The following is a 12,525-nucleotide window of genomic DNA, read 5'->3' on the forward strand; positions in this document are numbered from 1 at the left end:
GCAGTTTACTACTATATGAGGCGAAAAGCTGCGTGGCAGTAACTATGGATGAGCGGTCTAGAATCGCACGAAATTCAGCGCGAGTACCAGCACAATTCCCACTACCATCAGAATCAAGTAGGTTTCCACCGAGCCGGTTTGCACGTAGCGCAGCAGCTGGCTACCACCGAGAGTAACACGGCCGAAACCGTTTACGATGGGGTCGATGATGCTTTGCTCTACGAAGCGGTAGAGGCCGCGAGAGAGCCACATAATAGGCCGCACGAACAGGGCGTTGTACAGTTCGTCGATGTAATATTTGTGATACACTAGGCTCTCTGGGGCCGAGTGCTGGGCGTCGTCCTCGGCGGGGCGTGCGGCGCGGCTCACGTACTGCACGTAGGCCAGCACAATGCCCAGCACGGCCGCGGCTACCGAGAGGCCAATCAGCATCAGCTCGGTGTTGTGGTCGGGCTCCTGGCCGAAAGCGGCCGGGTTGAGGCGCTGCGAGTAGGTGAAGATAGGCGCGAGGTAATCGGCGAGGTAGTGCTTGCCGCCGAGTAGCATGGGAGCGCCCATAAAGCCGCCCACAGCTGCTAGAATAGCCAATACAATCAGTGGCAGCGTCATGCTGGCTGGCGACTCGTGCAGGTGGTGCTTTTGTTCCTCCGTGCCGCGAAACTCACCGAAGAACGTCAGGAACAGCAGGCGGAACATGTAGAAGGCCGTCAGGAACGCCGTGAACAGGCCTACCGCATACAGCACCTTGCTGTGCTCGTACACGTGGCTCAGAATCTCATCTTTCGAAAAGAAACCCGAGAAGGGCGGAATGCCCGAAATGGCTAAGCAGCCAATGAGGAAGGTAGCGAAAGTGACGGGTAGGGCCTTGCGCAAGCCGCCCATTCGGCGAATGTCTTGCTCATTGCTCATGGCGTGAATCACAGAACCCGCACCCAGGAACAGCAACGCCTTGAAGAATGCGTGCGTGAGCACGTGAAACAGCGAGGTAGAGTAGCCCATCACGCCCAGCGCCAGGAACATATAGCCCAGTTGCGACACGGTGGAGTAAGCCAGTACCTTCTTGATATCGTTTTGCGCCAGACCGATGGTAGCCGCAAACAGCGCCGTAGCCGCGCCAACAACCGCTATAACTTCCAGCGTTTCGGGAGCCAGCGTGAACAGCACGTTGGCGCGGAGCACCATGTAGATACCCGCCGTCACCATGGTAGCGGCGTGAATGAGGGCCGATACGGGGGTAGGGCCGGCCATGGCATCGGGCAGCCAGGTGTAGAGCGGAATCTGAGCCGATTTACCGGCCGCGCCTACAAACAACAGCAGCGTAATGGCCGTAACCACCGCCACCGAGTAGGGTCCGAACTGTCCCAGGCTGGCTTTCTGGAATACCTCGGCATACTGTACCGAATTGAAGGTCAGATAAATCAGGAAGATGCCGAGCAGGAAGCCCAAGTCGCCTACCCGGTTGATGATGAAGGCTTTCTTAGCAGCGTTGTTGTTGGCGGTTTCCTTGTTCCAGAAGCCGATCAGCAGGTAGGAGCACAGCCCTACGCCTTCCCAGCCCACAAATAGAATCACGAAGTTGGAACCCAACACCAGCACCAGCATGCTGAACACGAACAGGTTCAGGAAGGCGAAAAACTTGCCCACGTTCTCGTCGTGGTGCATGTAGCCGATGCTGTATACGTGAATCAGGAAGCCTACCCCCGTCACCAGCAGCAGCATAATCAGGCTCAGCTGATCGACCTGGTAGGAGAATGGAATTTGGAGCGAGCCCACCGAAATCCAGTCGAACAGCGGCACTGTATACTGGTACTCGAACGTGGTAAATAGGTAGCAGGAAATCAGGAACGAGCCCAGCACCATCACACTGCCCAGTGCCCCCGATACCGTGCCCGACAAGCGCCGGTTCATCAGGCCATTAATCAGAAAACCCAGAAACGGCAGCAGCGGAATCAGCACATAAAGCAGCGTGGCGTGCGGGGCTCCGTGAAGGGGTAGTACAGTTTCTTGCATAAGATAGGGACTGGGTTTTGGGGACTGAAGGACTGGGAGTTGTTCTTTGTCGATCTTATAGCATCAACTCAAACACGCAAATCCTCTGTCCCCTCGGACGCCAATTTAAAACTTTAGTCGGCTGAGCAGGTTGACGTCAGTAGTCTGGAAATTGCGGTAGATCATCACAATAATGCCCAGCCCTACCGATACCTCGGCGGCGGCTACGGCCATGATGAAAAACACGAATACCTGTCCGTTAGCATCGGCGCGGTAGGCGGAAAAGGCTGTCAGCAGGATATTCACTGCGTTCAGCATCAGCTCCACGCACATGAAAATGATGATGGCGTTGCGCCGGATCAGTACGCCCGTAACTCCGATGGCAAACAAGGCCGTGGCGAAAAACACGTAGTACTGGAGTGGTACGGTGCGGATTACTTCCGGAATGGTCTGGTCCATGCGGTGGGGTTTGCCGGCGGGGGCGGTACAGTATAGGTGGCAAAGGTATCGGAAAAATAGAAAAGCCCCACTGTAAAACGTGATTTGGAACCAGTCTAACCTGTCGGTGGCTACCCATAACAAGCGCCAGCAAGATAGCGAGGAGCAATTGCCACTGTATCAATAGGGCTAGGGCGTACACACACCAAAGAAAATGTGAGGGTTTGTTCAAGTATTTTCGGCCTTCATCCGTCTGTGTTAGCAGAATGGAAACGCTACCCCTCATGCTCGATAATGCCTACATGGATGCAGGCCACCAGGACCGGCAGATTCAGCAAGCGGTGCGCGAACAGCGGGCCCGGTTACTGGCCTTCATCCGCCGCCGTATTCCCGACGAAGCCGAAGCCGAAGACGTATTGCAAGACGTTTTTGCTGAACTGGTAGAAAGCTACCGGCTACTGAAGCCCGTAGAGCAAGCGGCGGCGTGGCTGTTTCGGGTGGCGCGCAACCGCATCACCGACCTGTATCGCCGCAAGAAAACTGCTTCGCTGGAAGACGAACTGCACGCAACGGGCACGGATGAAGACGACTCGCTGCTGCTCGCCGACATCCTACCGGCTCCCGACGACGCGCCCGAGAATCGCCTACTCCGCGAAACGTTGATGGAGGCCCTAGCTGCTGCGCTGGAGGAATTGCCGCCCGCTCAGCGCCAAGTGTTTATCTGGCACGAGTTGGAAGAGAAAAGCTTCCGCGAAATGGAAGAGGAAACCGGCGTGCCGCTCAAAACTCTGATATCGCGTAAGCACTACGCCGTGCAACACCTGCGCAAACGCCTGCAAAAGCTCTACACCGAACTGTTTACGGATTGACGTTCGGTTATTTCGACAGTCAACATGCTGTGTCAGCACATTACCTCATTAGCACCTCAACAATGAACCGCTCTTCTTGGCTGCTACGTGGCCTCAAATTCGCACTCTTCGCCGTTCTATTCCTTGCAATAGTCGGCCAGTTTTTTATGATTCTCTGGAACAAGCTGGTGCCGGAAATATTCAACGGGCCAGTTATTAGTTTCTGGCAGGGTCTCGGTCTGCTATTACTCTCGCGTATTCTGTTCGGTGGATGGGGTAGGGGCAGCGCAGGTTGGGCACGTCGTCGTAATGCCTGGAAGCAAAAGATTGCCGGTCGCATGGCTACCATGACGCCCGAGGAACAGGAGAAATTCAAACAGAAAATGCAGAGCGCTTGTGGCCCAGCCTGGATGCGCCGGAAGTTTGGCGAAGAGCCATTGGCTGCTCCGAAGGAAGTATAAAAGCGAAAGCGGTAACTGAAACCTCAGTTGCCGCTTTCGCTTTTATATAGAAGAGAAACTTCTAAAAATTTCGTTCGCCTGTCTCGCGCTTACCTAGCATCACTGCACCTACCATAGCGGCTAGGAAAAGTATAGAGGCCAATTCGAAAGGCAATAGATACTGATCGTAGAGCACCAAACCAAGACGGTCTACCATGCCAATCTGCGAGTCGAAGGTAGCGGCATTATAACCTACCGGCTCCACGTTGCGGAGGGCAGCCACCAGTACTAGCAGCAGCGAACCACCCGCAATAACGGCGGCTATCTGGGCCAGTATAGGCTTTTTAGGTTCCGTGTCAGCGTTCAGGTTCAAGAACATAATCACGAACAGGAACAATACCATGATAGCACCTGCGTACACGATGATATTCACAGCTGCCAGAAACTGCGCGTTCAGGATCAAGTAGTGCCCCGACAAAGCGAAGAACGTCAGGATCAGGAACAGCACGCTGTGCACAGGGTTCTTGGCGATAACCACGCCCAGCGCGCTCAGCAGCGCCAGAAACGACAGGAAGAGAAAAAGTGGGGACATAGGGCAAAGCTATGGCTAAAAGCGGGAAACCAACGCCCCTCCCTTTGCAAGGAGGGGTAGGGAGGATGGAATTTGGAAAAGAGAAGCTACGCCAGTTGTGCGTCCATCTTGGTGCGTAGCTGCTGGGCTTGTTCCTCCGTGAGCTGAATGCCGCGCTTCGAGCGGTCATCCGGCGAAACGGGCTCTACCAAACGGTTCTTACCGTAAATGAACTCGTCGCGCTCGAAGCGTGGCGGCGCCATTTTGTCGGCTTGCAGGTACACGGCGGCTTTCGGGCAGGCTTCTTCGCAGAGGCCGCAGAAGATACACCGCAGCATGTTGATTTCGTAGCTAATGGCGTACTTCTCCTCACGGTACAGATTTTCTTCCCCTTTTTTCCGCTCACCGGCCACCATCGTAATGGCTTCGGCGGGGCAAGCTACGGCGCAGAGGCCGCAGGCAGTGCACCGCTCTCTACCCTGCTCGTCGCGCTTCAGCACGTGCAGGCCGCGGAACACGGGCGAAAACGGGCGCTGCTCCTCAGGGTAGCGAATGGTGGGCTTCTTCATAAAGAAGTGCCGCATCGTAATGCTCAAGCCCTGAAAGATAGCCGGCAGGTAGGCCCGCTCGGCCAGCGTCATGGGCTTCTTTTCAACTTGCTTGGCTCTATTGCTAAGGGATTGCATAAGGTCAGATCAAAAGCCTACTAAATGATACCGAAAGTAATCAGACCACCGGTGAGCAGGATGTTGAAGATGGACAGGGGAATGAGAATAGTCCAGCCCAAGCGCATCAGTTGGTCGTAGCGGAAGCGGGGTAGGGTCCAGCGCACCCACATAAAGAAGAAGATGAAGCCGAAAATCTTCCCGAACAGCAGCACAGTGCCTAGAATGGTAATCAGGTTTTGTGCGCCGGCCAGCGTCCAATCTTGGTTGCTCACCAACCAGTCGCGCAGTTCGTATTGGAAAGGGAAGTTGAAGCCGCCGAAGTACAGTACGCTCATCACGGCCGAAGCTACGAATATGTTTACGTATTCCGAGAATAGGTACAGGCCTAGTTTCATCGACGAATATTCGGTGTGATAACCACCTACCAGTTCCGTTTCGCACTCAGGCAAGTCGAAGGGCGTACGGTTGGTTTCAGCGAAAGCACATACCAGGAAAATGATGAAGCCCAACGGCTGTTTCACGATATTCCAGAAGTGCCACTCACCGGCCACCGACTGCTGTAATGTTATGTCGCGTAGCGACAGCGTACCTGAAATCATCAGCACTGCAATCAGCGACAGGCCCATAGCCAATTCGTAGCTGATGTTCTGCGAAGCCGCCCGGATAGCACCTAGTAGTGAGAATTTGTTGTTGGAGGCCCAACCGCCAATCATAATGCCGTACACGCCCAGCGATACCACACCGAACACCCACAGCAGGCCGATATTTACCTCAATGCCTTGCAGAAAGAAGTAGTTGGAACCGAACTCCAGCACGTTGCCGAACGGAATAACCGCCGACGACATCAGCGCCGTAATCATGGCCAAGCAAGGACCGAAGATGAACAGGGCCGTATTGGCGCCACTAGGAAAAAACTCCTCCTTGGTGAACATCTTCACAGCATCAGCTAGTGGTTGAGCGAGGCCGTAAGGGCCAGCGCGGTCCGGGCCTACCCGGTCTTGCAGGAAGGCCGCAATGACGCGCTCGGCGTAAGTGCAATAGGTGGCAATCAGCAACGATAGCGCGAAGACCACGAAGATGACGATGGATTGCCAGCCGAGGGCAGGAAGTTCTAACATTCTTTTTAGCTGATAGCTATTAGCTGTTAGCTGTTAGCTGTTGTTTAATAATGAAGCACCAGGGAGCTAATAGCCAACAGCTATCAGCTAAGAGCTTGATTTACGATCCTAATTTCAATGGTGGGTTCTTTTCCAACTCGCGCTGCGTGCTTTCGGGGAGGTCGGCTACTACAGAGTGGTTGAGCACCGGCAATTCGTAGTGGTTGGCCGAAATAACCGAAGAACGGTCGATGTGGGCAGGACCTTCAATGGTCCAATCCGACGTTTCCTTTTTCTCGAAGCGACACTCGTTGCAGATCCACTCTTTCACCTCGCCGTACTCGTCCTTGCGGGCGGTTACGCGCAGCACGTCTTTGCCTTTGTACCACAGCAGCACGTTGCCCGAACACTTGGGGCAGTCGCGGTGGGCATTCACGGGCTTCGTAAACCACACGCGTTGCTTGAAGCGCCAAGTTTTGTCGGTAAGGGCGCCTACCGGGCACACGTCGATGACGTTGCCGGAGAAATCCTGGTCGATGATGTTCTCGATGTACGTACCGATTTCAGCGGCGTCGCCGCGGCCCAGCACACCGTGTACCCGGTCGCCAGCTATCTGGTTGGCCGTGTACACGCAGCGGTAGCACAGGATGCAGCGCGTCATATGCAGCTGAATCAGCGGCCCAATGTCGATTTTATCGAACGTGCGACGCTCCTCAGTATAGCGGGTGGTGCTCACGCCGTGCTCAAAAGCAAAGTTTTGCAGATCACACTCACCGGCTTGGTCGCACACGGGGCAATCGAGGGGGTGGTTGATGAGCAGCATCTCCACAATACCCTTGCGCACATCGAGTACTTGCTGGTTCACGGTATTTTCTACCACCATTCCGTCTTGCACCGAGGTAATGCACGAAGGCACCAGCTTGGGCATGGGGCGCGGGTCCTTGGTAGAGCCAGCCGTTACTTTCACCAGGCAGGCCCGGCACTTGCCGCCCGAGCCTTTCAGCGGCGTGTAGTAGCACATAGCCGGTGGCACAATGCTACCGCCTACGGTGCGGGCCGCATTCATGATCGTGGTTCCGTCCGGAACCTCAATCTCAATGCCGTCGAAGGTTATTTTAGCCATTATTTACTTGTCATCATGAGCATGTGGCGCATCAAGCCAGTGTCGAAGGACCTTATCATGTCAGCGCCGCAATAGTTAGTGAATTTGACGAAAGCAGCCGTGATAAGATGCTTCCTTCGTCAGCATGACAGTTAAGCCAGTACCGCTTTGCCGGGGTAGACCGCGCCGGGGCGGGCGGCTTCCTTGGCGTGGGTCACGTGCCACTCAAATTCGTCGCGAAAGTGGCGCACAGCGGCAGCCACCGGCCACGCGGCGGCTTCACCCAGCGGACAAATCGTATTGCCCTCGATTTGCTTGGCTACGCTCACGAGTAGGTCGATGTCCTCCATGTGACCGTGACCATGCTCCAGACGGTGCAGCACTTTTTCCATCCAGCCCGTGCCTTCGCGGCAGGGCGAGCATTGGCCGCAGCTTTCGTGGTGATAAAACCGCGAGAAGCTCCAGGTATTGCGCACTATGCATGTGGTTTCGTCCATGGCAATAAAGCCACCCGAGCCCAGCATAGTCCCCGTCACGAAGCCACCATCGGAGAGAGATTCATAAGTCATCAGGCGGTCTTCACCGGCTGCCGTCTTCAGAATTAACTCTTTGGGTAGGATTGGTACGGAAGAGCCACCGGCTACTACTGCTTTCAGCTCTCTACCCTTCCAGATGCCACCGCAGTACTCATCGGAGTAGATGAATTCTTCAACGGGCACACCCAGCTCAATTTCGTAGATGCCGGGTTTGTTGAGGTGACCACAAGCCGAGAACAACTTAGTGCCCGTGCTCTTACCTACCCCCAACTTGGCGTATTCATCGCCGCCATCGTTGATAATGGGAACCACGGCTGCAATCGACTCCACGTTGTTTACTACCGTGGGACGAGCATAAAGGCCCTGCACAGCTGGGAATGGTGGCTTGTTACGCGGGTTGCCGCGCTTGCCCTCCAATGATTCGAGCAGAGCCGTTTCCTCGCCGCAGATATACGCGCCACCACCGGGATGCACGTGCAAATCCAGGTCGTAGCCCGAGCCGAGGATGTTTTTGCCCAAGAAACCATTGGCATACGCCTCCGAAATAGCTTTTTCCAGGATGCGCAGTACGTACAGCAACTCGCCGCGAATGTAGATGTACGAGGTATTAGCGCCCAGCGCGTAGCTGCTCGTAATCATGCCTTCAATGAGCAAGTGCGGCAGCTTCGACATCAATTGACGGTCCTTGAATGTGCCCGGCTCCGATTCGTCGGCGTTGCACACCAAGTGGCGCGGCACGCCTTCTGGCTTCGCCATAAAGCTCCACTTTAGGCCAGTAGGGAAGCCTGCGCCGCCGCGCCCACGCAGGCCCGACTTCTTCACTTCCTCTACCACCTCATCGGGGGTCATTGTCTTCAAGGCCTTCTCCACCGAGCGGTAGCCGCCGTGTTTGCGGTATACCTCAAAAGTGTCAATGCCTTCAACGTTAATATGTTCAGTCAGCAGTTTGCGTCCCATGATCGTGTGCGCTAGTAACTATTCGCCAATCGTCTAATTTTCCTGCCCGATTAATGCTGCGCCAGTGCTTCCCACGGAAGAATAGGCCGGTGCACCATATTGCGCAGCTCTGTGAGCATGGCATCCACATTTTCGGGCGTATCAAGCTGCTCGTAATATTTCTCCCGCACCTGCACAATGGGAGCAAATCCGCAGGCCGCCAAGCATTCCACTTCTTTCAAGGTGAACAAGCCATCGGGCGAGGTCTCACCACCTACCCTAGCACCTGTCAGGCGCTCTAGGTGGGCCGTTAGCTCGTCGGAACCGCGCAGCATGCAAGGACCCGTGCGGCAAATTTCCAACACGTGCTTGCCCACTGGTTTTAGGTTGAACATGGTGTAGAACGTGGCTACCTCGTACACCTCAATGGGCTTGAGGTCCAACGTTTCGGCTACCAGCGTTTGCACCTCGGGGCTCACCCAACCGCCAAACTCGGCTTGGGCAATGTGCAGCACCGGGAGTAGCGCCGACTTCTTGCGGTCCTCGGGGTAGTGCGTGATGATGCGCTTGATTTCGTCCTGAGCAGCGGCCGAAAACTGAGGCTTGGCGGGGGCGTTCGTGGGTTCCATATCAATCAGATTCAGCGGCATACTAGGCGTCCAGTTCGCCGGCAATTACGTTCATCGACGACAGCGTGAGGATGGCATCGGAGAGCGACTGGCCTACTACCATTTCGGGGTAGGCTTGGTAATAGATAAAGCAAGGCCGACGGAAGTGCAGGCGGTAGGGCGTGCGACCTCCATCCGAAATCAGGTAGAAGCCCAACTCGCCATTACCGCCTTCCACAGAGTGATACACCTCACCTACTGGCGCGTCTATCTCCCCCATGATGATTTTGAAGTGGTAGATAAGCGCCTCCATGTTTTTGTACACGGCCTGCTTGGGCGGCAGGTAGTAATGCGGTGCGTCGGCGTGGAAAGGGCCTTCGGGGAGGTTTTCTAGGGCTTGCTCAATGATGCGGAGGCTCTGCCAGATTTCGGCGTTGCGCACCAAGTAACGGTCATAGGTGTCGCCCTTGGTACCTACTGGAATTTCGAAATCGAAGTCTTCATAGGAAGAATAGGGGTTCATTACACGCACATCATAATCAACACCAGTGGCGCGCAGGTTGGGGCCGGTGAAGCCGTAATTCAGCGCCTTTTCTGCCGTGATACCGCCCACATCGATGGTGCGGTCCATGAAGATGCGGTTGCGGTTGAACAGCTTCTCAAATTCCCGCATCACATCGGGGAAGCGCTTCAGCCACGTGCGCAGCTTCTGAATGGCTACGTCGGAGAAGTCGCGCTCCATGCCGCCTACCCGGCCCATGTTGGTGGTCAAGCGCGAACCGCAAACTTCTTCGTAAATCTCGTAGATGTTTTCGCGCTCCTCGAATACATACAGGAAGCCAGTGAAAGCGCCCGTATCTACCCCCAAGATACCGTTGCATACCAAGTGGTCAGCAATGCGGGCCAACTCCATCATAATCACGCGCATGTACTGCGCGCGTTTGGGAACTGTCACGCCCAACAGCTTCTCTACCGTCATATGCCAGCCCATGTTGTTGATGGGCGACGAGCAGTAGTTCATGCGGTCCGTTAGGGGCGTAATCTGGTAGAACGGCCGGCGCTCCGCAATCTTCTCGAAGGCGCGGTGGATGTAGCCGATGGTAGGCACGCCCGATACAATCCGCTCCCCATCCATTTGCAGGATGTTCTGGAAAATACCGTGCGTAGCCGGGTGCGTAGGCCCCAGGTTCAGGGTCGTTAGCTCTTGGCTGAAGTCGTTAAGCATCGGCACGTTCATACCAAAATTCTGGTCACGTGCCTCTTCTATAATCTTATGCGTACCGTCGAGAGTGTCGTTTACTGCCATATCAAATGGTGTCATCCTGAGCGCGGCGAAGGACCTTATCACGCCTGCGCCACATTGAGTTAGAGCCTACTAAACGCCGCCGTGATAAGATGCTTCGTTTCTTAGCATGACAGATCAAATATTAGCGACCAAAAAACAGGTCGGTTTTATCTTCACGGGTACCGTCTTCCAGGGGATATTCGCGCCGCATGGGGTGGTAGTCCATATCCTCCACATTCAGGATCCGAATAAGGTTCGGGTGACCCTGAAAGATAATGCCGTAGAAGTCGTAAGCTTCCCGCTCCATCCAGTTGGCCGTAGCGTATACATCGGTGAGGGTAGGCACTACCGGATCAGCAATGGGGAAGAAGATTTTCAGCCGTAGCCGCACGTTGTTCACCAAGCTGTGCAAGTGGTAGATCATACCTAATTCCTGACCCTCGTTCTCAGGGTAGTGAATCCCGCACATGGTGGTCAGAAAGTGCATCTTTAGCTCCTGCTCACTAGCCAGCGTCTGAATGATATCGTGAATCCGCTCGCGGGTAGTAGTAGCCGTCAGCAAACCATATGGCTCCTCTACATCTGTGAAGGAGGCCTCGCCAAACAACTCCTGCAGCTTGCTGAGGATCTTGGCGTTGGTCAGTTTATTCGGGTCTTCCTGCGCAACGGCAGTGGCTTGGGCGGCAGCAGATTCTTCGATTGGGTCAGCCATTTTGTGAGCTGTTAGCTATTGGCAATTGGCTGTTCGCTGTTGGCATACTTCCGATAAGAAGTGAATGGCCAACAGCGAACAGCTAACCACTTATTTAATATTATAGGATGCCAGCAGCGCCTGATACTCGGGCGAGTTACGGCGGCGCAGAGACTCATTCTTGGCTAGGTCCTGCACGCGCATCAAGCCGTCGAGCACTTGCTCAGGACGAGGCGGACAGCCTGGCACGTACACATCAACTGGAATGATGCGGTCAATGCCTTGCAGTACGGAGTAGGTGTCGAAAATGCCACCCGATGAGGCGCAGGCGCCCATGGCCAGCACCCAGCGGGGCTCAGCCATCTGCTCGTATACCTGTTTCACAATAGGAGCCATTTTCTTGGCAATGGTACCCATCACCATCAGCAAGTCGGCCTGGCGCGGCGAGAAGCTGGGGCGCTCGGAGCCGAAGCGAGAGATGTCGTAGTGCGCGCCCATGGTTGCCATAAACTCAATGCCGCAGCAGGAGGTAGCAAAGGGTAGGGGCCACAACGAGTTGGCGCGGGCAATACCCACTACCTTCTCCAGCGAGGTGGCAAAAAAACCAGCGCCTTCAATGCCTTCAGGAGCCGGTACGGTTTTGATTTCGGGAACTCTAGTATCCATGCGTGAAAGTCAGTTAGTGAGGGAAGTACACCCAAAAAGCCAACACCAACGGCTTATTTATAGTTTGGCTGAGCGGTAGGGATTTCACTCCATTTCAGGATGCCCTTGCGAATCACGTAGCCGAAACCAGCCATTACCAACGCCAGGTACACCACCATCTCTACAAAACCGAAGGTGCCCAGCTTGCGGAAGTTCACGGCCCAGGGGTACATGAAGATAACTTCCACGTCGAACAGCACAAATAGAATAGCCGTGAGAAAGTACTTCACCGAAATAGGCGTGCGGGCGTTACCTACCGACTCAATACCACATTCCCAGGAAGCGTCTTTCACTTTGCTATGGCGCTTGGGGCCTACCAAGTGCGATACCACCATGGCAAAGGCTACAAAGGCAATGGCCAAAATAAACTGAACCAGCATCGGCAAATAGTCGACGGGCTGGTAATTGATAGAATTTACAGCGAGAAGCATAGTCGTTGACTGAAATGGAGGCCTAAACGAAAAGGCGGTAGGAAGCAAAGGTAGGGCTTGGATAGTTTGGAACAAAGATGAATAGGATAGGGTAGGAAAAGGGTATATTTGACGGCTTTAGCTGACAGCTCATTTTATAATAGAGCTTAGAAGACGAACCTAGTTTACGGGTGCTATAAC

At 54.7% G+C, this 12,525-nt stretch carries 14 protein-coding genes; 2 read left to right on the top strand and 12 right to left on the bottom strand.

The features are described from left to right. Positions 1–57: 57 nt before the first annotated feature. Positions 58–2,010: an NADH-quinone oxidoreductase subunit L gene (gene nuoL / locus J4D97_RS12285; RefSeq protein WP_208307826.1), complete on the bottom strand. Its 1,953-nt coding sequence runs from the start codon at positions 2,008–2,010 to the stop codon at positions 58–60. 105 nt (positions 2,011–2,115) lie between these two features. Next, a complete protein-coding gene (gene nuoK / locus J4D97_RS12290) occupies positions 2,116–2,448 on the bottom strand; it encodes an NADH-quinone oxidoreductase subunit NuoK (protein WP_185282471.1) in 333 nt (110 codons plus the stop codon). Positions 2,449–2,693: 245 nt separating this feature from the next. Between nuoK and J4D97_RS12295 the strand changes: the two genes are divergently transcribed. Both J4D97_RS12295 and J4D97_RS12300 read left to right on the top strand, forming a co-directional pair. Then, the gene (locus tag J4D97_RS12295) at positions 2,694–3,296 is read left to right on the top strand and encodes an RNA polymerase sigma factor (RefSeq protein ID WP_243900281.1); all 603 of its coding nucleotides are present in this window, start codon (positions 2,694–2,696) and stop codon (positions 3,294–3,296) included. A 146-nt stretch (positions 3,297–3,442) separates the two neighbouring features. Next, positions 3,443–3,736, top strand: coding sequence for a hypothetical protein (locus tag J4D97_RS12300; protein ID WP_208307827.1), 294 nt, complete (start codon positions 3,443–3,445; stop codon positions 3,734–3,736). 61 nt (positions 3,737–3,797) lie between these two features. Here the strand turns inward: J4D97_RS12300 and J4D97_RS12305 are convergent, their stop codons facing one another. From J4D97_RS12305 to J4D97_RS12350, 10 genes are all read right to left on the bottom strand, one after another. Continuing rightward, positions 3,798–4,307, bottom strand: coding sequence for an NADH-quinone oxidoreductase subunit J family protein (locus J4D97_RS12305; RefSeq protein ID WP_208307828.1), 510 nt, complete (start codon positions 4,305–4,307; stop codon positions 3,798–3,800). Between the two features lie 86 nt (positions 4,308–4,393). Further along, positions 4,394–4,972 (bottom strand): NuoI/complex I 23 kDa subunit family protein, encoded by a 579-nt coding sequence (locus J4D97_RS12310; RefSeq protein ID WP_185282474.1) that lies wholly within the window; start codon positions 4,970–4,972, stop codon positions 4,394–4,396. Positions 4,973–4,992: 20 nt separating this feature from the next. Beyond that, positions 4,993–6,072 (bottom strand): NADH-quinone oxidoreductase subunit NuoH, encoded by a 1,080-nt coding sequence (gene nuoH, locus J4D97_RS12315; RefSeq protein ID WP_185282475.1) that lies wholly within the window; start codon positions 6,070–6,072, stop codon positions 4,993–4,995. 100 nt (positions 6,073–6,172) lie between these two features. Beyond that, positions 6,173–7,174 (bottom strand): 2Fe-2S iron-sulfur cluster-binding protein, encoded by a 1,002-nt coding sequence (locus tag J4D97_RS12320; protein WP_185282476.1) that lies wholly within the window; start codon positions 7,172–7,174, stop codon positions 6,173–6,175. Positions 7,175–7,305: 131 nt separating this feature from the next. Then, positions 7,306–8,646 (bottom strand): NADH-quinone oxidoreductase subunit NuoF, encoded by a 1,341-nt coding sequence (nuoF, locus tag J4D97_RS12325; protein ID WP_208307829.1) that lies wholly within the window; start codon positions 8,644–8,646, stop codon positions 7,306–7,308. Between the two features lie 50 nt (positions 8,647–8,696). Then, positions 8,697–9,254, bottom strand: a complete 558-nt coding sequence (nuoE, locus tag J4D97_RS12330; RefSeq protein ID WP_185282478.1) for a complex I 24 kDa subunit family protein — start codon at positions 9,252–9,254, stop codon at positions 8,697–8,699. A gap of 22 nt (positions 9,255–9,276) precedes the next feature. Then, the gene (gene nuoD / locus J4D97_RS12335) at positions 9,277–10,470 is read right to left on the bottom strand and encodes an NADH dehydrogenase (quinone) subunit D (RefSeq protein WP_243900297.1); all 1,194 of its coding nucleotides are present in this window, start codon (positions 10,468–10,470) and stop codon (positions 9,277–9,279) included. Between the two features lie 190 nt (positions 10,471–10,660). Beyond that, positions 10,661–11,230, bottom strand: a complete 570-nt coding sequence (locus J4D97_RS12340) for an NADH-quinone oxidoreductase subunit C (RefSeq protein WP_185282480.1) — start codon at positions 11,228–11,230, stop codon at positions 10,661–10,663. A 90-nt stretch (positions 11,231–11,320) separates the two neighbouring features. Beyond that, positions 11,321–11,875: an NADH-quinone oxidoreductase subunit B gene (locus J4D97_RS12345; protein WP_216859179.1), complete on the bottom strand. Its 555-nt coding sequence runs from the start codon at positions 11,873–11,875 to the stop codon at positions 11,321–11,323. A 53-nt stretch (positions 11,876–11,928) separates the two neighbouring features. After that, positions 11,929–12,345, bottom strand: coding sequence for an NADH-quinone oxidoreductase subunit A (locus tag J4D97_RS12350; protein ID WP_185282481.1), 417 nt, complete (start codon positions 12,343–12,345; stop codon positions 11,929–11,931). Between the last annotated feature and the right edge of the window lie 180 nt (positions 12,346–12,525).

This window comes from Hymenobacter defluvii, assembly GCF_017589435.1.
GTDB lineage: Bacteria > Bacteroidota > Bacteroidia > Cytophagales > Hymenobacteraceae > Hymenobacter > Hymenobacter profundi.

Bases quoted from the DNA above. Each gene is read 5' to 3' on its own strand.
- nuoL (WP_208307826.1), bottom strand. From the start codon at position 2,010: ATGCAAGAAACTGTACTACCCCTTCACGGAGCCCCGCACGCCACGCTG.
- nuoK (WP_185282471.1), bottom strand. From the start codon at position 2,448: ATGGACCAGACCATTCCGGAAGTAATCCGCACCGTACCACTCCAGTAC.
- J4D97_RS12295 (WP_243900281.1), top strand. From the start codon at position 2,694: ATGGAAACGCTACCCCTCATGCTCGATAATGCCTACATGGATGCAGGC.
- J4D97_RS12300 (WP_208307827.1), top strand. From the start codon at position 3,443: ATGATTCTCTGGAACAAGCTGGTGCCGGAAATATTCAACGGGCCAGTT.
- J4D97_RS12305 (WP_208307828.1), bottom strand. From the start codon at position 4,307: ATGTCCCCACTTTTTCTCTTCCTGTCGTTTCTGGCGCTGCTGAGCGCG.
- J4D97_RS12310 (WP_185282474.1), bottom strand. From the start codon at position 4,972: ATGCAATCCCTTAGCAATAGAGCCAAGCAAGTTGAAAAGAAGCCCATG.
- nuoH (WP_185282475.1), bottom strand. From the start codon at position 6,072: ATGTTAGAACTTCCTGCCCTCGGCTGGCAATCCATCGTCATCTTCGTG.
- J4D97_RS12320 (WP_185282476.1), bottom strand. From the start codon at position 7,174: ATGGCTAAAATAACCTTCGACGGCATTGAGATTGAGGTTCCGGACGGA.
- nuoF (WP_208307829.1), bottom strand. From the start codon at position 8,646: ATGGGACGCAAACTGCTGACTGAACATATTAACGTTGAAGGCATTGAC.
- nuoE (WP_185282478.1), bottom strand. From the start codon at position 9,254: ATGGAACCCACGAACGCCCCCGCCAAGCCTCAGTTTTCGGCCGCTGCT.
- nuoD (WP_243900297.1), bottom strand. From the start codon at position 10,470: ATGAACGTGCCGATGCTTAACGACTTCAGCCAAGAGCTAACGACCCTG.
- J4D97_RS12340 (WP_185282480.1), bottom strand. From the start codon at position 11,230: ATGGCTGACCCAATCGAAGAATCTGCTGCCGCCCAAGCCACTGCCGTT.
- J4D97_RS12345 (WP_216859179.1), bottom strand. From the start codon at position 11,875: ATGGATACTAGAGTTCCCGAAATCAAAACCGTACCGGCTCCTGAAGGC.
- J4D97_RS12350 (WP_185282481.1), bottom strand. From the start codon at position 12,345: ATGCTTCTCGCTGTAAATTCTATCAATTACCAGCCCGTCGACTATTTG.